This window comes from Phycicoccus sp. Soil803 (assembly GCF_001429685.1).
Lineage (GTDB): Bacteria > Actinomycetota > Actinomycetes > Actinomycetales > Dermatophilaceae > Pedococcus.
Genome location: NZ_LMST01000001.1, coordinates 1,791,450 through 1,812,577, shown reverse-complemented (window position 1 = coordinate 1,812,577; position 21,128 = coordinate 1,791,450). Strand labels below are relative to the sequence as shown.

At 72.5% G+C, this 21,128-nt stretch carries 20 protein-coding genes; 4 read left to right on the top strand and 16 right to left on the bottom strand.

Annotated elements, in window-relative coordinates; translation table 11 throughout:
• Positions 1 to 113: 113 nt before the first annotated feature.
• Positions 114 to 734: a class I SAM-dependent methyltransferase gene (locus ASG95_RS08300; RefSeq protein WP_057377164.1), complete on the top strand. Its 621-nt coding sequence runs from the start codon at positions 114 to 116 to the stop codon at positions 732 to 734.
• On the opposite strand, the gene dapF is transcribed toward ASG95_RS08300, so the two are convergent.
• The 12 genes from dapF to ASG95_RS08240 all read right to left on the bottom strand — a co-directional run bounded on the left by dapF (position 731) and on the right by ASG95_RS08240 (position 11,032).
• Complete coding sequence (gene dapF / locus ASG95_RS08295; protein WP_057378815.1) at positions 731 to 1,594, bottom strand: diaminopimelate epimerase; 864 nt, start codon at positions 1,592 to 1,594, stop codon at positions 731 to 733. The two genes, ASG95_RS08300 and dapF, sit on opposite strands and share 4 nt — an antisense overlap.
• A complete protein-coding gene (miaA, locus tag ASG95_RS08290) occupies positions 1,587 to 2,519 on the bottom strand; it encodes a tRNA (adenosine(37)-N6)-dimethylallyltransferase MiaA (protein ID WP_057377163.1) in 933 nt (310 codons plus the stop codon). Before miaA ends, dapF begins: the two co-directional genes overlap by 8 nt.
• Before the next feature lie 18 nt (positions 2,520 to 2,537).
• The gene (gene def, locus ASG95_RS08285) at positions 2,538 to 3,140 is read right to left on the bottom strand and encodes a peptide deformylase (protein WP_057377162.1); all 603 of its coding nucleotides are present in this window, start codon (positions 3,138 to 3,140) and stop codon (positions 2,538 to 2,540) included.
• Between the two features lie 34 nt (positions 3,141 to 3,174).
• Positions 3,175 to 4,707 carry a tRNA (N6-isopentenyl adenosine(37)-C2)-methylthiotransferase MiaB gene (gene miaB, locus ASG95_RS08280; protein ID WP_057377161.1) on the bottom strand — a complete coding sequence of 511 codons (1,533 nt, stop codon included), beginning with the start codon at positions 4,705 to 4,707 and terminating at the stop codon, positions 3,175 to 3,177.
• 22 nt (positions 4,708 to 4,729) lie between these two features.
• Entirely contained in the window at positions 4,730 to 5,365 is a 636-nt protein-coding gene (locus ASG95_RS08275; protein ID WP_235543623.1) for a regulatory protein RecX, read from the bottom strand.
• 27 nt (positions 5,366 to 5,392) lie between these two features.
• Complete coding sequence (recA, locus tag ASG95_RS08270) at positions 5,393 to 6,457, bottom strand: recombinase RecA (RefSeq protein WP_056923798.1); 1,065 nt, start codon at positions 6,455 to 6,457, stop codon at positions 5,393 to 5,395.
• A 221-nt stretch (positions 6,458 to 6,678) separates the two neighbouring features.
• Positions 6,679 to 7,146: a GNAT family N-acetyltransferase gene (locus tag ASG95_RS08265; protein WP_057377159.1), complete on the bottom strand. Its 468-nt coding sequence runs from the start codon at positions 7,144 to 7,146 to the stop codon at positions 6,679 to 6,681.
• A complete protein-coding gene (locus ASG95_RS08260) occupies positions 7,143 to 7,958 on the bottom strand; it encodes an ABC transporter permease (RefSeq protein WP_235543621.1) in 816 nt (271 codons plus the stop codon). The genes ASG95_RS08265 and ASG95_RS08260 overlap by 4 nt, the downstream gene beginning before the upstream one ends.
• Positions 7,955 to 8,809: an ABC transporter permease gene (locus ASG95_RS08255; protein WP_162259379.1), complete on the bottom strand. Its 855-nt coding sequence runs from the start codon at positions 8,807 to 8,809 to the stop codon at positions 7,955 to 7,957. The genes ASG95_RS08260 and ASG95_RS08255 overlap by 4 nt, the downstream gene beginning before the upstream one ends.
• Before the next feature lie 5 nt (positions 8,810 to 8,814).
• Positions 8,815 to 9,756, bottom strand: coding sequence for an ABC transporter ATP-binding protein (locus ASG95_RS08250; protein WP_200961891.1), 942 nt, complete (start codon positions 9,754 to 9,756; stop codon positions 8,815 to 8,817).
• Positions 9,757 to 9,791: 35 nt separating this feature from the next.
• Positions 9,792 to 10,814, bottom strand: coding sequence for a nitronate monooxygenase (locus ASG95_RS08245; protein ID WP_082592438.1), 1,023 nt, complete (start codon positions 10,812 to 10,814; stop codon positions 9,792 to 9,794).
• Positions 10,811 to 11,032: a DUF3046 domain-containing protein gene (locus ASG95_RS08240; protein ID WP_056923549.1), complete on the bottom strand. Its 222-nt coding sequence runs from the start codon at positions 11,030 to 11,032 to the stop codon at positions 10,811 to 10,813. The genes ASG95_RS08245 and ASG95_RS08240 overlap by 4 nt, the downstream gene beginning before the upstream one ends.
• Positions 11,033 to 11,103: 71 nt before the next feature.
• Here ASG95_RS08240 and ASG95_RS08235 point away from each other — a divergent pair, with 71 nt between their 5' ends.
• Positions 11,104 to 15,849, top strand: a complete 4,746-nt coding sequence (locus ASG95_RS08235) for an ATP-dependent helicase (RefSeq protein WP_057377156.1) — start codon at positions 11,104 to 11,106, stop codon at positions 15,847 to 15,849.
• Between the two features lie 30 nt (positions 15,850 to 15,879).
• The gene (locus ASG95_RS08230; protein ID WP_057377155.1) at positions 15,880 to 16,746 is read left to right on the top strand and encodes an Fpg/Nei family DNA glycosylase; all 867 of its coding nucleotides are present in this window, start codon (positions 15,880 to 15,882) and stop codon (positions 16,744 to 16,746) included.
• A 16-nt stretch (positions 16,747 to 16,762) separates the two neighbouring features.
• Here the strand turns inward: ASG95_RS08230 and ASG95_RS08225 are convergent, their stop codons facing one another.
• The 4 genes from ASG95_RS08225 to rimO all read right to left on the bottom strand — a co-directional run bounded on the left by ASG95_RS08225 (position 16,763) and on the right by rimO (position 19,890).
• Positions 16,763 to 17,062: a helix-turn-helix domain-containing protein gene (locus ASG95_RS08225; protein WP_056923552.1), complete on the bottom strand. Its 300-nt coding sequence runs from the start codon at positions 17,060 to 17,062 to the stop codon at positions 16,763 to 16,765.
• Between the two features lie 136 nt (positions 17,063 to 17,198).
• On the bottom strand, positions 17,199 to 17,708 hold the full coding sequence (locus ASG95_RS08220; RefSeq protein WP_057377154.1) for a CinA family protein: 510 nt from the start codon (positions 17,706 to 17,708) through the stop codon (positions 17,199 to 17,201).
• Positions 17,705 to 18,370: a CDP-alcohol phosphatidyltransferase family protein gene (locus ASG95_RS08215; RefSeq protein ID WP_057377153.1), complete on the bottom strand. Its 666-nt coding sequence runs from the start codon at positions 18,368 to 18,370 to the stop codon at positions 17,705 to 17,707. The genes ASG95_RS08220 and ASG95_RS08215 overlap by 4 nt, the downstream gene beginning before the upstream one ends.
• Positions 18,364 to 19,890: a 30S ribosomal protein S12 methylthiotransferase RimO gene (rimO, locus tag ASG95_RS08210; RefSeq protein WP_057377152.1), complete on the bottom strand. Its 1,527-nt coding sequence runs from the start codon at positions 19,888 to 19,890 to the stop codon at positions 18,364 to 18,366. The genes ASG95_RS08215 and rimO overlap by 7 nt, the downstream gene beginning before the upstream one ends.
• Before the next feature lie 32 nt (positions 19,891 to 19,922).
• Here rimO and ASG95_RS08205 point away from each other — a divergent pair, with 32 nt between their 5' ends.
• Positions 19,923 to 21,122: a dipeptidase gene (locus tag ASG95_RS08205; protein ID WP_057377151.1), complete on the top strand. Its 1,200-nt coding sequence runs from the start codon at positions 19,923 to 19,925 to the stop codon at positions 21,120 to 21,122.
• Positions 21,123 to 21,128: the final 6 nt, after the last annotated feature.

Below are 21,128 nucleotides of genomic sequence, written 5' to 3'. Positions count from 1 at the left end.
CACCCTTTCAACCACCGCGGCGACCACTTTTAGTCCACGACCACCACACGAGGCACACCTGGAGCATCGACCACTGCGACTCACCACGTCCGCTCCGTCTACCGTTGGCCCCGATGAGCACGCAGGACCACTACTTCACGGCCGAGCCGGCCAGCCCCGCCCAGCAGCGCACGATCACCGTGCGCCTCGCTGGACGGACCGTCGAGGTGCGCTCGGCAGCCGGCATCTTCAGCCCCGGCGGCGTCGACCAGGGCACGGCGGTGCTGCTGCGGCACGCCCCCGCACCACCCGCGTCGGGCACCCTCCTCGACCTCGGCTGCGGCTGGGGCCCGATCGCCCTCACCCTCGCGCTCCGGTCCCCGGAGGCCACCGTGTATGCCGTGGACGTCAACGAGCGGGCGCTCGACCTGCTCCGCAGCACGGCGGCGTCGCTGGGACTCGACCGGCTGCACGCGAGCCAGCCGGACGGCATACCCGAGGACGTGCGGTTCGACGCCATCTGGTCGAACCCACCGATCCGGGTCGGCAAGGCGGTGCTGCACGAGCTGATGCTCACCTGGCTCCCCCGGCTGGCGCCGGGCGGCGTCGCGCACCTCGTGGTGCAGAAGAACCTCGGCTCCGACTCGCTGCAACGCTGGCTGGGTGAGCAGCTCGACCCCGCCACGTATGCGGTGTCCCGGTTCACCTCGGACAAGGGTTTCCGGATCCTCGAGGTGCGTCGCTCCGCCAGCTAGACCAGGTCGGTGGTGCCGTCGGCGACGAGGACGGCCGGACCGGCCAGCTCGACCTCCTGGCCGGGCAGCGCGCGCACCCGCAGTCGCCCGCCCGGCACGTCGACGGTCCACGTGTCCGTGACGTCACCGGCCCAGAACCGCGTGGCCAGTGCGGCGGCAGCCGCACCGGTCCCACAGGAGCGGGTCTCCCCCACCCCCCGCTCGTGCACGCGCATGCGGACGTGGCCGGCCCCCATCGGCCGGACGAACTCGACGTTCGTGCCGTACTCCGGCAGTGGGTTCACGACCGGGGGCAGGTGCAGGTCGAGGGAGTCGAGGTCGACGGCCTCAGGCAGGGCCACGACGGTGTGCGGGTTGCCCAGGTCGAGGGTCAACGCCGAGAGCGGTTCGTGGCGCTCGAGGTGGACCAGCGCGTCGAAGCCCTCCTCGTCGGCGATGGCCTGCTGGGCGAGGCGCCATGGACCGAGGTTGACCGCGATCAGCTCCGGTGACTCGAACCGCACCAGCTTGGTGCCGGCCCGCGTCGCGATGGCGAACTCGTCGGCGGTCTCCAGGCCCTCGCGCCGCAGGTAGGTCGCGAAGACCCGCGTGCCGTTGCCGCACATCTCGGCGACGCTGCCGTCGGCGTTGTGGTAGTCCATGAACCAGCGCGCGCCGGCTGCCTGGGCGAGCACGCCGGGCTCGGTGGCGAGCGCCGTCGGGACGACCCGGATCACGCCGTCGCCGCCGATGCCAGCTCGCCGGTCGGCGAGCAGCGCCACCTGCTGAGCCGAGAGGTCGCGGACGCCCTCGAGGTCCGGCACGAGGACGAAGTCGTTCTCGGTGCCGTGGCCCTTGGTGAAGGCGGTCTGGTCAGCCATGCGCACCATTGTCGCTGATGGCAGCCTGCACCACCTCCACCGCCTGCTCCGCCAGGTTCGGGGCGAGGGCGTCGAGCCAGGTGATGCGGGGGTCCGGGTTGAACCAGGACTCCTGGCGACGGACCAGCCGGCGGGTCAGTGCGGTGGTCTCGTCCTGGGCCTGCTCGGTCGTCATCGTGCCGTCGAGCTCGGCGAGCGCCTGCGCGTAGCCCAGTGCCCTCGACGCCGTCCGACCCCTCCGCAGCCCCAGCGTCTCCAGGTGCCGCACCTCGTCGAGCAGCCCTTGCGCCCACATGCGTCGCACCCGCGTGGCCACCCTCTCGTCGAGCACCGCGCGCGGCATCCGCAGCCCCAGCACCACGGTCGGCTGCAGGGAGGTGCGGGTCGGCATGGTGGCCGAGAAGGGCCGGCCGGTCAGCTCGATGACCTCGAGCGCGCGGACGATGCGGCGCGTGTTGCCGGGCTCGATCGCCGCCGCGGCGGCAGGGTCGAGGTCGCGCAGTCGCGTGCCCAGCACAGCGGGACCGACCTCCTCGGCCTCGCGCTCCAGCCGGGACCGGACCTCGGGATCGGTCGGCGGGATCTCGAGCACGTCGAGCGCCGCCCGGACGTAGAGCCCCGAGCCCCCCGCCAGGATCGGGTGGCGCCCCCGCCCCTGGATGGCCGCGAGGTCCGCGCGCGCCGCCACCTGGTAGGCGGCCACGCTGGCCTCCGCCACGACGTCGATCACGTCCAGCTGGTGGTGCGGTATGCCGCGCCGCTCGGCCGGCGGCACCTTGGCGGTGCCGATGTCCATGCCCCGGTAGAGCTGGCTGGCATCGGCGCCGACGACCTCCCCGCCGAGGGCCTCGGCGAGGTCGAGCGCGAGATCGGACTTTCCCGTGGCGGTGGGACCGACGACGCCGACGACCAGTGGCGTCCTCATGGGTGGGAGGTCACCGGTTCAGAGGTCGTGCTCGTGGTCGTGGTCGTCGTCGTGGCCGAACGGGTCGGGGTCCACGCCCGGGAGCCACGAGAAGCCGGGCTTGCCCCAGCCCTGGTTCTTGACCGCCTTGCGGGCCTTCTTGCCCCACCGGTCGTTGAGCCGGTCGACGTAGAGGAAGCCGTTGAGGTGGTCGTACTCGTGCTGCATGCACCGGGCGAACCAGCCGCTCGCCTCGAACGACAGCTCGCCGCCGTCGACGTCGAACCCCGTGACGGTGGCCCGGTCACCACGCTTGAGCGGGAAGCTCTCGCCCGGCACCGACAGGCAGCCCTCGGCCTCGTCGTGCGGGTCGGGCTCGTCGACCGACGGCTTCGTCGCGGTGACGTAGGGGTTGACGATGACTCCGCGCGCGGGCACCCCGTCGTCGTTGTCCATCTGCCAGGTGAAGACCCGCAGCCCGACGCCGATCTGGGGCGCGGCCAGGCCCACACCGTGGGCAGCGTCCATGGTCTCGAACATGTCCGTGACCAGGCCGCGCAGGTCGTCGTCGAACTTCTCCACCGGTTCGGCGCGACGGTGGAGCACGGGCTCCCCGGTGATGACGATGGGGCGAACTGTCATGCGCGGGAGTCTTTCAGATCACCCGCAGCCTGGTTCACCCGCACGACGTGGCTGGCGGTGCCACCGGTCGCCCCACCCCCGGCATGCCCAGCGCCACCGCCGGCTTGCCGGGGACCGGTGCGTCCTGCAGCGCTGCCCACGCGTCGCCGCCCGAGGTGCGACGCACCGCGTAGGTGCCTCCACCGAGGGCCGCGTCGGCCACCAGGTGGTGCGGGGCGCCGTAGGTGACCCCGACCGTCACCAGGTCACCCGGTCGCGGGCGCTCGGCTCCGTCGGGCACCGCGAAGTGGACCAGCCGGTTGTCCCGCGCCCGTCCCGACAGGCGGTGGGTCTCGGTGTCCTTGCGGCCCTCGCCGGTGGCCACCAGCACCTCGACGTCACGACCTTCGACGGTGCGGTTCTCGGCCCAGGAGATCTCCTCCTGGGCAGCGAGCAGGCGTTCGTACCGCTCCTGCACGACGGCCTTCGGCAGCTGGTCGGGCATCGTCGCGGCGGGCGTGCCCGCGCGGATGGAGTACTGGAAGGTGAAGGCGCTGGCGAAGCGCGACGCGCGGACCACCCGCAAGGTCTCCGCGAAGTCGGCCTCGGTCTCGCCCGGGAACCCGACGATGATGTCGGTGGTGATCGCGGCGTCTGGGATCTGCTCGCGGACGCGGTCGATGATCCCGAGGAACTTGTCACTGCGGTAGGACCGCCGCATCGCCTTGAGCACCCGGTCGGAGCCCGACTGCAGCGGCATGTGCAGGCTCGGCATGACGTTGGGCGTCTCGGCCATGGCGGCGATGACGTCGTCGGTGAAGGCGGCCGGGTGCGGGCTGGTGAAGCGCACCCGCTCCAGCCCGTCGATGTCGCCACAGGCCCGCAGCAGCTTGCCGAACGCCAGGCGGTCACCGAACTCGACGCCGTAGGTGTTGACGTTCTGGCCGAGCAGGGTCACCTCGACGACTCCCTGCTGCACGAGCGCCTCGACCTCGGCCAGCACGTCACCGGGGCGTCGGTCGGCCTCCTTGCCGCGCAGGCTCGGCACGATGCAGAACGTGCAGGTGTTGTTGCAGCCCACCGAGATCGACACCCAGCCGGCGTAGGCCGAGTCACGTCGGGTCGGCAGCGTGCTCGGGAAGACCTCGAGGCTCTCCAGGATCTCGACCTCGGCGCGCCGGTTGTGGCGGGCTCGGTCGAGCAGGGCGGGCAGGCTGCCGATGTTGTTGGTGCCGAAGACGACGTCCACCCAGGGTGCCCGCTGCACGATCGTCGCGCGGTCCTTCTGGGCCATGCAGCCGCCCACGGCGATCTGCATGTCGGGGTTCCGCGTCTTGGCCGGGCGCAGCTGGCCGAGGTTGCCGTAGAGCTTGTTGTCGGCGTTCTCCCGCACCGCGCAGGTGTTGAAGACCACGACATCGGCCGCCTCCGGGCGGGCGCCCGAGGGCAGGCTGTTGACGTCGACGTACCCGGCCGTCTCGAGCAGCCCGGCGAGGCGCTCGGAGTCGTGCACGTTCATCTGGCACCCGTGGGTGCGGACGTCGTAGGTCTTGGCAGCGCTCTGGGGCGCGGTGGCGTGCGTCGTCATGGCATCGCCAAGGGTACGTGTCTCAGTCGCGTTGGTGCTCGGGGGCGGCGTGGATGGCCTCGCGGATCACGGCCATCGACAGCTCGGCCGGGTAACCCTTGCGCGCCAGCATGCCGGCCAGCCGTCGCTTCTGCACCAGCGGCTCCAGCCCGTGCATGGACCGCAGCTTCTTGGCGACGAGCTGGGCGGCCCGGTCGCGCTCGGCCTCGGGGTCGATCTGGTCGAGGGTCGCCTTGGCCGTCTCGTCGTCCACGCCCTTGGTGCGCAGCTCGCGCGCCAGCGCCCGCTTGGCCAGCCCCCGACCGGCCTGCTGGGAGCGGACCAGCATCCCGGCGTAGGCCTCGTCGTCGACCAGCCCCACGTCGGTCATCCGGTCGAGCACGGCCTCGGCGACGTCGTCGGGGCAGTTGCGGGTGCGCAGCTTGTCGCGCAGCTGCTGGCGGCTCTTGGGTGACAGGGCCAGCTGGCGCAGCACGATCTGGCGTGCCACGTCGTAGGCGTCCGGCTCACCGTCGCGCGTCTGCAGGTCGGCCTCGGGGTCGCCGGGGATCGGCTGCCACGCCTCGGGTCGCGACCTCGCCGCCGCGACCGAGGACCCACCCGTCGCGGCCAGGGCAGCCTCCATGGCTGCCCTGGCCGCGTCGTGTCGATCAGTCATGTCAGTCGGTCAATCGGTGGGTACGGCTCAGAACTCGACCGGGACCTCGGGCACCGCTGCCTCCGCGGGCTTGTCGACCTGCGGCCCGATGCCGAGCTTCTCCTTGATCTTCTTCTCGATCTCGTTGCCGAGGTCGGGGTTGTCCTTGAGGAACTGCCGGGCGTTCTCCTTGCCCTGCCCGAGCTGGTCGCCCTCGTAGGTGTACCAAGCGCCGGCCTTGCGGACGAAGCCCTGCTCGACCCCCATGTCGATCAGGCCGCCCTCACGGGAGATGCCCTGCCCGTAGAGGATGTCGAACTCGGCCTGCTTGAACGGCGGGGCCACCTTGTTCTTGACGACCTTGACCCTGGTGCGGTTGCCGACCGGGTCGCTGCCGTCCTTGAGGGTCTCGATGCGACGCACGTCCAGGCGCACCGAGGCGTAGAACTTCAGCGCCTTGCCACCTGTGGTGGTCTCCGGCGAGCCGAACATGACGCCGATCTTCTCGCGGAGCTGGTTGATGAAGATCGCCGTGGTGCCGGTGGTGTTGAGCGCACCGGTGAGCTTGCGCAGCGCCTGGGACATCAGCCGCGCCTGCAGACCCACGTGGCTGTCACCCATCTCGCCCTCGATCTCGGCGCGCGGCACGAGCGCGGCCACCGAGTCGATGACGATGATGTCGATGGCGCCGGACCGGATCAGCATGTCGGCGATCTCGAGCGCCTGCTCACCGGTGTCGGGCTGGCTGACCAGCAGGGCGTCGGTGTCGACGCCCAGCTTCTTGGCGTAGTCGGGATCGAGGGCGTGCTCCGCGTCGATGAACGCCGCGATGCCACCGGCGCGCTGCGCGCTGGCCACGGCATGGAGTGCCACGGTCGTCTTGCCCGAGGACTCCGGGCCGTAGATCTCGACGACCCGGCCCCGCGGGAGGCCGCCGATGCCGAGCGCCACGTCGAGGGCGATCGAGCCGGTCGGGATCACGTCGATCGGGGGTCGGACGTCGTCGCCGAGCCGCATGACCGCGCCCTTGCCGAACGACTTCTCGATCTGCCCCATCACGCTGTCGAGGGACTTTGCCTTCTGGTCCACCGTTGCGGAGTTCGCTCCAGACATCTTGGCCACCATTCCTTCTTTCTTTCGAGTCGGGCGCGCCTGCCTTCGACCCTCGGGCAGCTGCTCTGCTTAGGGTCAGACGCTAGGTGTCGGCACCGACAGCCGTCCGGGTCGCTCGCACGACCTGTGGACGGTGGCTCTGTGGCAGTTCCACCTGGGGATGAACCTACCGAACACCTGTTCGAAATCCGGCATCCGACACGCGACACGCCGCGACCGAGCTAGCCCCGGCCCGACCGGCGCATCGGCGTGTGCGGGATGCCGTCGTCGAGGAAGCCACGGCCGCTGGGAGCGAAGCCGAACGCGGCATACCAGTCCACGAGGTGCGACTGCGCGTCGAGCACCACGGTCCGGTCCCCGGCCAGGTCCAGGGCGGCCCGCACGAGGCGCGCGGCGAGCCCCTGGCCGCGCGCCGACGGCACCGTGGCGACCCGGCCGATGCGCAGCGCGTCGCCGTCGTCGAGCAGCCGCAGGGTCGCCACCGGCACGCCGTCCTGCTCGATCCACAGGTGTCGGGTCAGCGGTTCGAGGTCACGGCCGTCGAGGTCGAGGTAGGGACAGTCCTGCTCCACCACGAAGACCTCCGACCGCAGCGCCCAGAGCCGGTAGGCGGTCAGCGGGTCGAGGTCGGCGAACCCGGCCGTCCGGACGTCAGGGTCCGAGCCCCGGTCCCCGGTCGACGACGTCATGAGAGCAGCAGCTTCTCGAGCCGGCGGGCCGTGCCCACCACCCCGATGGCGCCGAGCACGACGAGGTAGCCGACGTGGGCCAGCACGCCCCAGCCGACCTCCCCGAGCATGAGCGCCCGCTCGAGCGCCACCCCGTGGTAGAGCGGCGTGACCCGCACCACCCACCGCAGCGCCTCGGGGTAGGTGGAGAGCGGGAAGAACGTCGCGGAGAACAGGAACATCGGCTGGATCGCGAGGGTGATGTAGTCGAAGTGCACCCACGACTTCATGAACGTGGTGGCGAACATGCCGAGCGCGGCGAACGCGAAACCGATGAACACCGCGGCCGGCAGGGCCAGGACCGCCCACCAGGAGCCCACGGCCCCCGCCAGCAGGGCGACGACGAGGAACGCCGCGGAGTAGAGACCGCCCCGGATCAGCGACCAGGCGATCTCACCGACGGCGATGTCGCGCGGACCCATCGGCGTGGCCAGCACCGCGTCGTAGAGCTTGGCGTAGCGCAGCTTGAAGAACACGTTGAAGGTCGAGTCGAAGACGGCGCCGTTCATGGCGGAGGCCGCCAGCAGGGCCGGGGCGACGAACTGGGGGTAGGACACCTCGGCGCCCGAGTCGGTCGTGACGGTCTGCACGAGCGCCCCGATCCCGATGCCGAGGGAGAACAGGTAGAACACCGGCTCGGCGAACCCGGTGACCAGGGCGACCCACCCGTGCCGGAACGACGTGATGTTGCGCTCGACGAGCATCCGCGCGAGACCGGCCCCGGCCGGCATGGGCACGAGGGTGGTGAGCCGGGTCGTGGTCGGGGCGCTCACGGGACCAGCCTCGCGGCGAAGGAGCGCTCGGCGAGCCACCAGCCGACGGCGACGTAGACCGCGAGGACCGCCACGTGACCGACGAACGGTCCCAGGGCCACCGAGGCCGTCGCCACGTCGCGGCAGGCCTCGACCCCGTGCCACAGCGGCGTCACCCAGGCGATCGGCTGCATCCAGCCGGGGAGCTGCTCGACCGGGAAGAACGTGCCGGAGAAGAGCATCAACGGCGTGACCACCCAGCGGAACAGGATGTTGAAGCCGTCGTCACCCTCCTGCCGCGCGGTGAACGCGAAGATGGGGGTGGTGAACGCCAGGCCGGTGAGGATCGCGATCGGCAGGCAGAAGACCGCCATGACCGACCGGAACCCGCCGAACAGGGCGGCCACGCCCATGAAGATCGTCGTGGCGGTGGTCAGGTGGGCCGCCACCGCGAGGAAGTGGCCGCGCAGCACGTCGCGCACCGACATCGGTGACGCGAGCATGGCGTGGTAGCCCATGTTCCACTTGATGTAGCCGAGCACCTGGTAGGTCGACTCCCCCATCGCCACCCACATGGTCTGGGTCGCGACGATCGCCGGCACGACGAACTGCAGGTAGGGCAGCCCGTCGACGCCACCCACCCGGTCGTTGACCAGCGACCCCAGCCCGACGCCCATCGCCAGCAGGAAGAACAACGGCGACAGGAACCGGCCGATGATGCTGCCCCGCCAGGTGCGCCGGTAGACGGTCAGGAAGTAGGAGAAGACGGCGAGCATCCGCTCGGCGGTCGACAGGGGCTGCCGGGGTCCCGGCCGGGCCCGACTCCCTGCGCCTGCGTCGGTGCCTGCGTCGGAGGGCAGGGGCGTGGCCATGGCCATCAGTCGACCAGCGTCCGGCCGGTCAGGTGCAGGAACACGTCCTCGAGGGTGGCCCGGCGCACCAGTGCCGACAACGGCTCGATGCCCCGCGAGTGCACCACCGCGGCTGCCTGGTCACCGTCGTCGGCGTAGACGAGCAGCCGGTCGGGCAGCACCTCGACCCGCTCGCCGATCCCGGTGACCTGCTCCGCGACGTCCTGGTGGTCCTCGGCGTCGAAGCGCAGCTCGAGCACCTCTCGCGTGGAGTACTCGTCGATGAGCGACCTGGGCGACCCCTCGGCGACGATCCGCCCGTGGTCCATCACGACGAGCCGGTCGCACAGCTGCTCGGCCTCGTCCATGTAGTGGGTGGTCAGGACGAGCGTCACCCCCGACCGCTTGAGCCGGAAGAGCCTGTCCCACAACACATGTCGGGCCTGCGGGTCGAGCCCGGTGGTGGGCTCGTCGAGCAGCAGGATCTCGGGAGAGTTGATCAGCGACCGGGCGATGGTGAGGCGTCGCTTCATGCCCCCGGAGAGCGGCTCGACCTTGTCGCGGGCGCGGTCGGTGAGCTGGGCGAAGTCGAGCAGCTCGGCGGCTCGGGTGCGGACCTCCTTGCGGGACAGGCCGAAGTAGCGGCCGTAGACCCAGAGGTTCTCCTCGACGGTGAGCTCCTCGTCGAGGGTGTCGCGCTGGGGGCAGCTGCCGAGCCGGGCGCGGATGTCGGGGCCGTGGCGGGCCGGGTCGAGCCCGAACAGCCTCAGCTCGCCACTGGTCACCGGTGAGACGCAGCCGACCATCCTCATCGTGGACGACTTGCCCGCCCCGTTGGGGCCGAGGAACCCGAAGCACTCCCCCTTGCGCACCGCGAAGTCGATGCCGTCGACCGCGGTGAAGTCCCCGAACCTCTTGGTCAGCCCGGTGGCGCTCAGCAGGGTCTCGTCCTCGGTCACTGTCGCCACGCTACCGAGGACCACTGACGGCGCTCATCCCGTTTTCAGGCGTGGGCGAGCTCGTCGACCAGCAGGCGAGCCAGCTCAGCCGCGGGCAGGCTGCGCAGTCGCGCGTGGCCGGTGCCCGCCCAGAGGTTGACCAGCTCGGCCTCACCGGTCGCCCTGCCGTGCGCCCGCAACGGGGCGGTGAGGTGGTGGACGTGCGGGTATGCCGCGGGGGCGGCCTCCGTGAACAGCTCGGTCCACGTCGTGGTGAGGGCGCGGGCACTGCGACCGGTGAACGCGCGGGTCACCGTGGTGCCGCTGCGGTGGGTGAGCGCGTGCCGGTGCACCGGCGCCGTGCCCGCTTCGGGGCAGCCCAGGAACGCGGTGCCGAGGGCGACCGCGGTGGCCCCGGCCCGCAGCACGTCGGCCGCCTCGGTCCCGGTCATCACCCCGCCGGCTCCCATGATCGGCAGGTCGGTGCGCCGGGACACCTCCGTGAGGAGGGGCAGCAGCTCGAGCTGGGGGTCGCCGGTGTCCACCGGGCCGCCCCGGTGACCGCCGGCCTCCCACCCCTGCACCACGAGCCCGTCGACCCCGAGCGCCTCGGCCCACTCGACCTCGGACGGCTCGTTGACCGTGACCCACACCGCGGTGCCCGCCTCCTGCAGCCGGCCCACGACGTCCGCCGGGGGCCACCCGAACGCGAAGCTCACCAGGGCCGGCGCGGCCTCGACCAGCAGGTCGACCTTGGCGGCGAAGGAGTCGTCGTCGTACCGGGGCGTCCCCAGCTCGACGCCTGCTGCGGCGGCCCACGGAGCCAGCGACGCGGCATACGCCAGGGCGTCCTGCTGCATCGACGGCAGGTCAGGGGACGGCGCGAACACGTTGACGCCGAAGGCAGTCGGCGTGACGGCGCGCAGCTCGGCGACGTCGGCGCGCAGCCGCTCCGGGGTGAGGTAGGCGCCGGCGAGGAACGGGAACACCCCGCCCTCCGCGGCGGCCGCGGCGAGCGCGACGGTCGCCGGGCCGCCGGCCATCGGTGCGAGGACCAGGGGGTGGGCCGACCAGTCGACCGAGCTCACCGCGCGGGCCGTCGCTCGATCCCCAGCCGGCGCGACTCGGGGACGTCCATGGCGTCGCACAGGGCCAGCCAGACCCGGCGCGGGCTCTCCCCCGCGTCGAGGGCCTGCGCCACGGTGCGGTCACCGAGGACGCCCAGCACGTGGTGCTGGGCGAGCGAGCTGGCGTAGGTCTCGCCGAACTCGTCGTTCATCAGGTTCCAGAAGTGGCTCAGCCGCACGGCAGGAGTCTAGGCCGGGGCCGAGGTCGGGACGCACCGGTGTCGGCGCCGGGTGAGAGGCTGTCACCCTCATGGCAGCAGACGTGCTCGACAGGTTCTCCCCCGCCACCGCGGAGTGGTTCAGGAGCTCCTTCACCGCGCCCACCGCCGCGCAGGCGGGCGCCTGGGAAGCCATCTCCTCCGGACAGCACGCCCTGGTCGTCGCCCCCACCGGTTCGGGCAAGACGTTGTCGGCGTTCCTCTGGGCGCTCGACCGGCTGGCGGCCGAGCCGCCCCCGGCCGAGAAGCTCAAGCGCTGTCGCGTCCTCTACGTCTCTCCCATGAAGGCGCTGGCCGTCGACGTCGAGCGCAACCTGCGCTCACCCTTGGTCGGCATCGGCCACGCGGCCACCCGGCTGGGCGTGCCGCCACCCGACATCACCGTCTCGGTGCGGTCCGGGGACACCCCGGCAGGTGAGCGGCGAGCCTTCGCCCGCACCCCCACCGATGTGCTGATCACGACGCCGGAGTCGCTCTTCCTCATCCTCACCTCGCAGGCCCGCGAGGCCCTCGCCGGGGTGGAGACCGTCATCCTCGACGAGGTGCACGCCGTCGCCGGCACCAAGCGCGGCGCCCACCTCGCGCTCACCCTCGAGCGGCTCGACGCCCTGCTCGACGAGCCCGCGCAGCGGATCGGGCTCTCCGCCACCGTCGAGCCGGTGTCCGAGGTCGCCCGCTACCTCGCCGGTGGGCGCCCCGTCGAGATCGTCCGACCACCGTCGACCAAGGAGTGGGACCTCGAGGTCGTGGTCCCCATCGCCGACATGTCCGCGCTCGGTGAGGTCATCGAGGGCGACCTGTCCGGGCCTGCGTCCGGGGCCGAGCGCCGGGCCTCCATCTGGCCCCACGTCGAGGAGCGGATCGTCGACCTCGTGTCGTCGCACCGCTCGACGCTGGTCTTCGCCAACTCGCGCCGCCTCGCCGAGCGCCTCACCGCCCGGCTCAACGAGATCTGGGACGAGCGGCTCGAGACCCTCCGCGAGGCGCAGGGCGACGAGCCGCCCTCGGCGCCGCGGCCCGCCGGCCTGCGCACCCCGGCCCAGCTGATGGCCCAGTCCGGCGCGTCGTCCGGCGCCCCCGCCGTGCTGGCCCGCGCGCACCACGGCTCGGTCAGCAAGGAGCACCGCCAGCTCATCGAGGAAGACCTCAAGGCCGGCCGGCTGCCCGCGGTGGTGGCGACCAGCTCGCTGGAGCTCGGCATCGACATGGGCGCCGTCGACCTCGTCATCCAGGTCGAGTCCCCACCCTCGGTCGCATCGGGTCTGCAACGCGTCGGCCGGGCCGGCCACCAGGTCGGGGCGGTGTCCCGGGGCGTGTTGTTCCCGAAGTTCCGCGGCGACCTGGTGCAGACCGCCGTCGTCGTCGAGCGGATGCGGGCCGGCGCCATCGAGTCGCTGCGGGTGCCGGCCAACCCCGTCGACGTCCTCGCCCAGCAGATCGTGGCGATGTGCGCCCTCGACGAGTGGACCGTCGACGACCTCGAGTCCGTGGTCCGCAAGGCGACACCGTTCGCCGCCCTGCCGCGCTCGATCCTCGAGTCGGTGCTCGACATGCTGTCGGGGCGCTACCCGAGCGACGAGTTCGCCGAGCTGCGCCCGCGGATCGTCTGGGACCGCGTCACCGGGGTCCTCACCGGCCGGCCCGGCGCCCAGCGCCTCGCGGTCACCTCCGGTGGCACCATCCCCGACCGCGGTCTGTATGCCGTGTTCCTTGCCTCCAGCGAGGGCGCCGGCCGGCGCGTGGGCGAGCTCGACGAGGAGATGGTCTACGAGTCGCGGGTCGGCGACGTCTTCACCCTCGGGACCTCGACCTGGCGGATCGAGGACATCACCCACGACCGCGTCCTGGTGACGCCGGCGCCGGGGCTGCCCGGGCGGTTGCCGTTCTGGAAGGGCGACCAGCAGGGCCGTCCGGCCGAGCTGGGCCGGGCCGTGGGGGCGTTCGTCCGGGAGGTCGTGGGGCTGTCGCCCGCCCGGGCCCGGGCCCGGGTCGAGGCCGCCGGGCTCGACGAGTGGGCCGCCGACAACCTGCTCGGCTACCTCACGGAGCAGCAGGAGGCCACCCGGCACGTACCCGACGACCGCACGATCGTCGTGGAGCGGTTCCGCGACGAGATCGGCGACTGGCGGGTGGCGGTGCACTCGCCGTTCGGTGGGCAGGTCCACGCCCCGTGGGCGCTGTGCGTCTCGGCGCGGATGCGAGAGCGCTACGGCGTCGACGTCCAGGCGATGCACGGCGACGACGGCATCGTGTTCCGGCTGCCCGACCTCGAGTTCGAGGACGACGGCGGCTCCGGTCGCGGGGTGGGCGCCGAGCTGCTCGAGCTGGTGCGGCTCGACGCCGACGACGTGCACGACCTGGTCACCTCCGAGATCGGCGGGTCTGCACTGTTCGCGGCCCGGTTCCGGGAGTGCGCGTCGCGAGCCCTGCTGCTCCCCCGCCGCCGTCCCGACCGTCGGCAACCCCTGTGGCAGCAACGCCAGCGGGCCGCCCAGCTGCTCGAGGTGGCCAGCCAGTACGCGTCGTTCCCGATCGTCCTCGAGACGGTGCGCGAGTGCGTCCAGGACGTGTTCGACGTGCCTGGTCTGACGGCGTTGATGCGCTCGATCGAGTCGCGCGAGGTCACCCTGGTCGATGTCGAGTCGAGCCAACCCTCGCCGTTCGCCCGGTCGCTGATGTTCGGCTACGTGGCGCAGTTCCTCTACGAGGGCGACTCGCCGCTCGCCGAGAAGCGCGCCGCCGCACTCGCCCTCGACCCGACCCTGCTGGCCGAGCTGCTCGGCCGCGGTGAGGGGCTCTCGCTGCGTGACCTGCTCGACCCGGCCGAGGTGACCCGCACCGAGTCCGAGCTCCAGCGGCTCGTGCCCGAACGCGCCTGTCGCGATGCCGAGGACGTCGCCGACCTGCTGCGGGTGCTGGGTCCGCTGCCCCTCGACGCGATCCGGGCGCGCTCCAAGGACGACCTGACCCACCAGGAGATCGGGGGCTGGCTGGTCGAGCTCGAGGGCGCCCGCAGGGTCATCCGGGTGCGGGTCGCGGGTCAGGAGCGCTGGGCGGCGATCGAGGACGCCGGGCGGCTGCGCGACGCCCTCGGCTGCTCGCTGCCGGTCGGCATCCCGCAGACCTTCATGGAGTCGGTGCCCGACCCCCTCGGCGACCTCGTCCGGCGCTACGCCCGCACCCACGGCCCCTTCCCCGCCGCGTCGGTCGCGGCGTGGTGGGGCGTGGGCCCGGCTGTGGCCCTCGACGCCCTGCGGCGGTTGGTCTCGTCCGGCCGGGTGGTGGAAGGCGAGCTGCTCCCGACCGAGAACGGCGGGGGCATCCACGGCCTCGACTACTGCGACGCCGAGGTCCTGCGGCTGTTGCGACGGCGTTCGCTGGCCGCCCTCCGGGCCGAGGTGGAGCCGGTCCCTGCCGTCGAGCTCGCGCGGTTCCTCCCCCAGTGGCAGTCCGTCGGCGGGGGGCTGCGTGGTCGCGAGGGGCTGGTGCGCGCGATCGAGCAGCTCGCTGGAGCGGTGCTGCCGGCCAGCGCGCTCGAGAGCCTCGTCCTGCCCTCGCGGGTCGTCGACTACTCCCCGGCCCTGCTCGACGACCTCACCAGCAGCGGAGAGGTGCTGTGGCGCGGCCACGGTTCACTGCCCGGCGACGACGGCTGGGTGTCACTGCACCTCGCCGACACCGCCCACCTGACGCTGGCGCCGCTGACCGACCGGGCGCCCAGCGAGACCGAGCAGGCCGTGGTCGATGCCCTCGCCGGCGGCGGCGCGTACTTCTTCCGCACCCTGGCCGACGCCGTGGGCAGCACCGACGACGAGCAGCTCCTCGCCGACCTCTGGGCGCTCACCTGGGACGGTCGGGTCACCAACGACACCCTCACCCCGCTGCGCGCGCTCCTCTCGGGGGGCCGCACCACCCACAAGCGCAGCCGCTCGGGTCCGCGCACGACGCGGTATGCCGGTCGGCGCGGCTCACTGGGCGCGCTGTCCGGCCAGCGCGGGCTCGGACGGCCCGCCCTGCCGACCCGGACCGGCCCGGCGGCCGGCGCCGGGCGCTGGTCGCTGCTCCCCGAGGGGGAGGCGGACGCCACCGTCCGCGCCTACGCGACGGCAGAGGTGCTGCTCGACCGCTACGGCGTGGTCACCCGTGGCTCGGTCGTGGCCGAGGAGGTGCCCGGCGGGTTCGCCGGGGTCTACCGCGTGCTGGCCGCTGCCGAGGAGTCCGGGCGGGTGCGACGCGGCTACTTCGTCGAGTCGCTCGGGGCCTCGCAGTTCTCCACCACCGGCGCCGTCGACCGGCTCCGGGCCGGTGCCCGACCGGTCGGTGACGAAGCCAACCGGAGCGTCCCCGCCATGGTCCTGGCCGCGACCGACCCGGCCAACGCCTACGGCGCCGCGCTCCCGTGGCCGGACCGCGCGATCGGGCCCGAGGGCGCAGACGACGACGCCCAGGGCACCGGCAAGGACACCGGCAAGAGCTCCGGCAAGCGTGGTCACCAGCCGGCGCGCAAGGCCGGGGCCCTCGTCGTGCTCGTCGACGGTGAGCTCGTCCTCTACGTCGAGCGCGGCGGCAAGACGCTGCTGTCCTGGACCGACGACGTCCAGTCCCTCCAGGGGGCCGCCGACGCCCTGGCCCTGGCGGTCCGCGAGGGCGCCCTCGGACGACTCACCGTGGAGAAGGCAGACGGGGGCTCGGTCCTCGGGTCAGACCACCCGCTCGCGTCGGCGCTGGCCCATGCGGGGTTCCACGCGACCCCCCGCGGGTTGCGGCTGCGGCGATGACCACGCCGAAGCCCGGAGGTATGGGCTGCCGTGCCTGAGGGCGACACGGTCTGGCGCACCGCCCATCGGCTCCACCAGGCACTCGCCGGAGCCGAGGTCGTCCTCTGCGACCTGCGCTTCCCCAGCCTGGCCACGCTCGACCTGCGCGGGGCGAGCACGCTCGAGGTGGTCAGCCGCGGGAAGCACCTGCTCCACCGGTTCGACAACGGCATCACACTGCACTCGCACCTGAAGATGGAGGGACAGTGGCGGGTCGAGGCGCCGGCCGACACGCCCCGGTGGCTGCGTCGCGACGACCTGCGCGCGGCGGTAGGCAGCACGTCGTGGAGCGCGCTCGGGCTGCGCCTCGGCCTGCTCGAGGCCGTGCCGACCAGCGCCGAAGCCACCCTCGTCGGGCACCTCGGACCCGACCTGCTCGGCCCCGACTGGGACCTGACCGCGGCCGTGGCCAACCTGCGCGCCTCCACCGACCCGATCGGGGCGGCCCTGCTCGACCAGCGCAACCTGGCCGGGATCGGCACTCTGTGGGCCGCCGAGTCGCTCTTCCTGTCGCGCCTCGGGCCGTGGACCCCGGCCGCCGAGCTCGACCAGGCCGACCTCGAACGGCTGGTCACCCGGGCGCAGACCCTGCTCGACCAGGCCCGCCACCACGCCGTGCAGTCGAGCACCGGCAACCGGCGGAAGGGCGAGGAGAACTACGTGCACGGCCGGTCGGGTCGCCCCTGTCGCCGGTGTGGCACCACGGTCCGGGTGGCGATGATCGGGCCGGCCGGACGGGAGCGGACGATGTTCTACTGTCCCGGCTGCCAGCACGGGCTGGGGCCCACCGACGACGGCCGGCCGCAGCGACCGCTCGGGTCGACCGCAGGACGAGCGACGCCCTACCGCCGGGCCTGACGGACCGCGGCGGAGGTCAGGCGGCCGAGGCGGAGACCATGGCCGATGCGGGCAGCGGCAGTGAGACGGGCGCGGTGAGCGCCTCGGTCTCGGCAACCCGCTCGGAGACCTGCCCGAGCACCTCGGACAACGGCAGGTGCAGCGCCCCGCAGATCGAGGCCAGCAGCTCGGAGGAGGCTTCCTTCTCGCCACGCTCGACCTCACTGAGGTAGCCGAGCGAGACGGAGGCGGCGGCGGACACCTCGCGCAGGGTGCGCCCCTGGGTCTGGCGTTGCTCACGGAGCACGTCACCAAGTTCACGACGAAGCAGAATCATGACGCCTCCTTCACTGCTCGAGCCTGGTACTTCTCATGGCGTGGCCACGGCGATGGTGCGGACCGTGGGCACCAACGTTACCCCGAGGCCCTGACGCTTCGCGCGCAGGATTCGCAGAACACGCGGTACGAGGAGGTCAACCGTCCACGGGCCGAGAATCTTCCGTCCCATTCACCCCATCCGCCACGATCTCGGCGACCAGGTCGAGGGCGGCCTCGACGGTGCCGGCCCTGATGGTCGCGCGATCGCCGGCCAGCGACAGCTCGCGGACCTGGACGCGACCCTCCGCGGCGACCGCGACGAACACCGTCCCCACCGGGTGGCCGTCCTGCGGATCCGGACCGGCGACACCGGTGGTGGCGACGCCGACCTGGGCGCCGAGGACGCGGCATACCCCGGTCGCCATCTGGCGCGCCACCTCGGCCTGGACCGCGCCGCCGGTGGCGAGCAGGTCGGGGTCGACCCCGAGCACCTGCGCCTTCAGCTCGGTCGCGTAGGCGACCACGGCCCCCCTGACCACCGCCGAGGCGCCGGGCACGTCGGTCAGCGCCGCGCAGACCAGGCCGCCGGTGAGGGACTCCGCGGTGGCCACGGTCCGTCCCGCCCCGACCAGTGCGGCCACCACCTGCGACGGTGTCGTCGTCATCCCTGCCGGGCCGCGCGGCGGGCTCGCTTCATCGCCGAGCGCTCGCTGGTCTGGCGCAGCCGCAGGGCCTTGACCGCGATGTCCAGTCCGGTCACGACGGTCACCGTCACCGCGAGGGCCACGATGACGTCGGCCACCGTCGTCCAGGTGTCGGCGCCCGAGAACGACGCCAGCGGCAGCGTGAAGAGCAGCAGGCCGAAGAACTGCAGGGTGGTCTTGACCTTCCCGCCACGACCGGCCGGCATCACCCCGTGCCGGATGACGAAGAACCGCAGCACCGTGACGCCCCACTCGCGCACGAGCACGAGGAGCGTGACCCACCACGGGAGCTCGCCGAGGATCGACAACCCCACGAACGCCATGCCCATCAGCGTCTTGTCGGCGATGGGGTCGGCGATCTTGCCGAAGTTGGTGATCAGCCCCCGACGCCGGGCGATGTCACCGTCGATGCGGTCGGTGAGGGTGGCCACGACGAAGACACCCGCTGCGGCCCAGCGCATGCCCGGCCGGTCTCCCCCGTCGAAGAGCAACAGCCAGGCGTAGACCGGGACGAGCAGGATCCGGGTCACGGTGAGGGCGTTGGCGATGTTCCAGGAGCTCGGCGGCGGCACCGCCACGGGGGCGGCGGCCGGGTCCGGAGCCGGGGCGGACTCGCTCAGCATGGCGCGGCCAGCAGGTCGATCCCCTCGGTGCCGGTGACCACCGCACGCACGATGTCGCCCACGGCGACGTCGGGGAACTCGGCCGGGTCGAGCAGGGTGACCCCGTCGACGTCGGGCCCCTGGTGGGCGGCTCGGCCGACCACCGAGGTCTCGTCGTCGTCCGCCCCGTCGCTCGGCACGGACTCGACGAGCACGTCCACGTGCTCCCCGATCCGCTCCTCCGCGCGCTGGAGGTTGAGCTCCTCGATCAGGGCGGTGAAGCGCGAAACGCGTTCTGCCACCACGTCTTCGGGCAGCTTGTCGCCGTAGGACTCCGCCTCGGTGCCGTCCTCGTCGGAGTAGCCGAAGACACCCACCACGTCGAGGCGGGCCGCCACGAGGAACGCCTCGAGCTCGGCCAGGTCGGCCTCGGTCTCCCCGGGGAAGCCGACGATGACGTTGCTGCGGATGCCGGCCAGCGGGACTCGGGCGCGGACCTCGTCGAGCAGCCCGAGGAACGCCTCGCGTCCGCCGAACCTTCGCATCGAGCGCAGCAGCGGAGCGGAGGCGTGCTGGAAGGAGATGTCGAAGTAGGGGACGACACCGGGCACGGACGCCATGGCGTCGAGCAGCCCGGGGCGGATCTCGGCCGGCTGCAGGTAGCTGACGCGGACCCGCTCGATCCCGGGGACTGCGGCGAGGTCGGGCAGGATCTTCTCGAGCAACCCGAGGTCACCGAGGTCCTTGCCGTAGGACGTGGAGTTCTCGCTGACGAGGAAGAGCTCCTTGACTCCGCGCTCCCCCAGCCAGCGGGCCTCGGCGATGATGTCGTGCGGCCGGCGCGAGACGAAGGCGCCGCGGAACATCGGGATGGCGCAGAACGCGCACCTGCGGTCGCAGCCGCTGGCGATCTTCAGCGGCGCCCAGGGGCGTCCGTCGAGCCGGGCCCGGATGACGCGCGGGCCGGAGGCCGGGACCGGGCCGTCGATCGTGACGTCGACGGGCTCCGCCGAGGGCTGCTCGGGCGATGTGGGGTCGGCGGTGTTGCCGTGGCCCGGGAGGGCCACGCCGGCCGAGCCGTCCTGGCGCTGCACCGGTGACAACGGGAGCAGCTGGCGACGGTCGGACGGCACGTGCGAGGCGGGGGCGTGCCCGTCGAGGATGGCCCGCAGGTGGGTGGACATGTCGACGTAGGAGTCGAAGCCCAGCACCGCGTCGGCCTCGGGGAGCTCGTCGGCGAGCTGCTGCCCGTACCGCTCGGCCAGGCACCCGACGGCCACGACCTTCTGCGTCCTGGCGTGGCCCTTGCGGGCGGAGGCCTCGAGGAGCACGTCGATCGAGTCCTTCTTCGCCTGCTCGACGAACCCGCAGGTGTTGACCACCGCGACGTCCGCGTCGTCGGCGTCGTCGACCAGGAGCCACCCCTCGGCCGCCAGCCGGCCGGCGAGCTCCTCGGAGTCGACCTCGTTGCGGGTGCATCCGAGGGTCACCAGGGCGACGCTGCGCTGCGCTGTCGGGGTGCCCTGTGCCGTCGAAACCATGGGCCCACTCTACGGGTGGGTAGCGTGGCGTCATGACCGCCACAGCCGATGCGACCAGTGCCCGGATCAGCGCCCTCCTCGCCCGTCACCCTGTGGTGGACGGCCACAACGACCTCCTGTGGGAGGCGCGCGAGAAGGTCGGGTACGACTTCGACCGGCTCGACATCGAGGCCGGCGGCACCCCGACCCACACCGATCTCCCCCGCCTGCGCGAGGGCGGGGTCGGCGGACAGTTCTGGTCTGTCTTCGTGCCGGCCTCCCTGAGCGGTGACGACGCGGTGAGCGCCACCCTGGAGCAGATCGACGCGGGCCACCAGATGGTGGCGAGGTATGCCGGTCAGCTGGCTTTCGCGCGGACCGCCGACGACATCGAGGCGGCGTGGGAGTCCGGACGGATCGCCTCACTGCTCGGCGCCGAGGGCGGCCACTCGATCAACAGCTCGCTCGCGACGCTGCGGATGCTGCACGTCCTCGGCGTGCGGTACCTGACGCTGACCCACAACAGCAACGTCGCCTGGGCCGACTCCGCCACCGACGAGCCGGTCCACGGCGGCCTGTCGGCGTTCGGCGTCGAGGTGGTGCGGGAGATGAACCGGATCGGCATGCTCGTCGACCTCAGCCACGTGTCGGCCGACACCATGCGGGATGCCCTGCGGGTCGCGGAGGTGCCGGCGATCTTCAGCCACTCCTCGGCGCGGGCGGTCTGTGACAGCCCGCGCAACGCGCCCGACGACGTGCTGGAGTCGTTGCGCGACAACAACGGGGTCTGCATGGTCACGTTCGTGCCGACCTTCGTGAGCCCGCAGGCCGCCGCGTGGCGGCAGGAGCTGAACGACCACGCGGCCGGGGAGGGCATCACGCCGGCGGACGCGGCCTACACCGCGTTCTACGACGACTACGCGGCCGCGCACCCGACGCCGACGGCCACGCTGGCCGATGTCGTCCGGCACGTCGAGCACGTCCGCGAGGTGGCCGGGGTCGACCACGTCGGGCTCGGTGGCGACTACGACGGCGTCGGCACCCTGCCCGAGGGCCTCGAGGACGTCACCGGCTACCCCCGGCTGCTCGCCGCACTGGCCGACCGGGGCTGGTCCGACGACGACCTCGGCAAGCTCACCAGCGGCAACATCGTGCGGGTCCTGCGTGACGCCGAGGCGGGCGCCAGGGCGCTGCAGGAGCAGCGGGGCCCGAGCCTCGCCACGATCGCCGAGCTCGACCGCGCCCAGGGGTAGCGGGGA